Here is a 2,052-nt window from a genome sequence, read left to right on the forward strand (position 1 = left end):
TACAAATAGCCTTGCTGTATATGTTTTTTTCAGCAAGGCTATTTGTAATTGGATTTTTTTGATTTTAATCGTGTTCTTCTAAAAAATTATAGAAAACAAATGTATGACTATTAGTTGTATCTAAGAGTGAGCTTGTATTTTGTGCATTACGCTTTCTACGTTCTTGCTTCTGTTTAGATTTTTGATTAAACATTTTTATGAAATGTGCAGGATTACTATTTTCAGCTTTATTTAACTGGAACCATTGCACACATTCTTCAAAATCCCATCTTGTGTAGCGATCAATATCTGGTGGCAATCTTAAAGCAATTGTATACGCATCATTTTCAGATAGGTATGTTAGCTCTTGACTCAAAATGTAGTAATACGCTCTTTTCTGATCTTCACTCAAATAATCATTTAAGTCTTGTAATCTATTATTTTTTCCTTGTTTCTCATGATTGACAGCAGGTTTTGATTGCTCTTCAATGCCGAAAAAATCTAAGGAAGGTGAAGGTTTAAAATTGTTTTTTTGCATAAATTCAAGATCTGTTACATCAGACTTTTTACTAATTTTGTTCTTTAAAAATCTAGTAAAAGTAGCACAAACATCAATTGCTACAGCCCATTTTATCTTGAAATATTCAACAATCTTTAAATAGTTATTATGTATTGTTAAGATGTAAACAGAGGGGGCGATTTTTCCATGCCGTCTTACCTTTATTTGTTGGCATACTCCTAAATCTTGCAGCCAATTAAAAACGTAATTAATAATAGGTTTTGAAATTCCAGATTTTTTGCTGATGTGTTCTTGTCTAACTTGACTATATCCTTCTTGTACTAAATAAGATAAAACAGTCTCTAAAGCTTCGTATTTCCTTTTGGTAAGATAATCTTTTGTGGTAGCACCTTCACACTCTAGGACAATACTATCAATATAAGAAGTTATTTTCTTGATTTCTTGATTGATAGATCCAGGAGTTTTAGATAAGTGATGAATGTGGGGACTTAGTTCCGCTTTTGCTCGACTAAGCAAAAAGTTTCGCAACAACACTGAAAAAACCTCCTATTTTTCCCACCGCAAATAAAAAGGAAAAACAACGGTTTTATATTCACAATGTATATGCATTATGATATAATTTTAATATCAAGTATGATACTAAAGAGAAACACATATATTTATAGTGTGAATTAAAACCCTATCTTAGAAGTTTTAAATTGGTTCCGGTCGCCAAACTAGAAGCCAATTTGAAACTGGGCAGTGGGGTTTTATTTTTTTGTTTTCTAAAAAACTTTCGTTCATAGGTAATTTATTTTTATTTTACAATTGTATGTACATAATATCAACACTCTAAGTTCATATTTGAAGAATAGGTGCAAAAATTGAAGTATTTCACATTTGTTTTCAATTAAATATCAGAATATTCACTTAACAATTGAGCAAGAAAAATTTTCTAGGTACTGTGGTATAATTTTCTTACTTATATGTACGTTTCTGAATATTCGTGAAAAAGACGAGGTGAAAATACATGAAGAAGTTATCTAGGGAATTTGATAATTATTTATCTTCTAAAAACAAAACATATACTGATCTCGCAAGAGAAATTGGAGTTGCTAAATCTACTATCTCTAATTGGATTAACAGGGATAAAGAGATATCCGTATATACATTTGCAAAAATTGCCTATGTCATATTTGCAAATGATAAAGATAAACAAGAACAAAAAATAATAGATTATTTAGGTACTTTAGAGGATAGGTTAAACATAAATGTTAAAGTTGCATTTGCCATTGCTCATTTGAACGATCACGTATTATTAATTGAATATCTCGCTGGAATATGTAAAGAGAGCAAGGATGTAGAATTGAAACGATTTGCAGATATATTTAATTTATATATTGATCGTTTGAAAGGTAAAAATGTCAGAGAAGTGTACTTGAATATCCAAAAAGCTAGAAATTCTAATGTGGATGTAGAAATTTTTTGTGATATACTCAGTATGTTAATTCTTTGTGATTTAGGGGATTTCGGATTAATGCAAGGTTATAAGGAAAGAATCGAGAAGAATATTA

General features: G+C 29.6%; 2 protein-coding genes. One reads left to right on the plus strand and one right to left on the minus strand.

Annotated features, from left to right (window positions below; genetic code table 11):
* Positions 1–64 precede the first annotated feature (64 nt).
* Entirely contained in the window at positions 65–1,033 is a 969-nt protein-coding gene (locus ACQGSG_RS28630; RefSeq protein ID WP_426948687.1) for a Replicase RepFR55, read from the minus strand.
* 475 nt (positions 1,034–1,508) lie between these two features.
* On the opposite strand from ACQGSG_RS28630, the gene ACQGSG_RS28635 reads away from it, so the two are divergent.
* Positions 1,509–2,052, plus strand: a 544-nt coding sequence (locus tag ACQGSG_RS28635) for an AimR family lysis-lysogeny pheromone receptor (protein ID WP_426948689.1), incomplete at its 3' end; no start/stop codon positions are given.

Origin of the sequence: Bacillus sp. GMa5/1 (assembly GCF_050172015.1) — a bacterium.
Taxonomy (GTDB): domain Bacteria; phylum Bacillota; class Bacilli; order Bacillales; family Bacillaceae_G; genus Bacillus_A; species Bacillus_A cereus.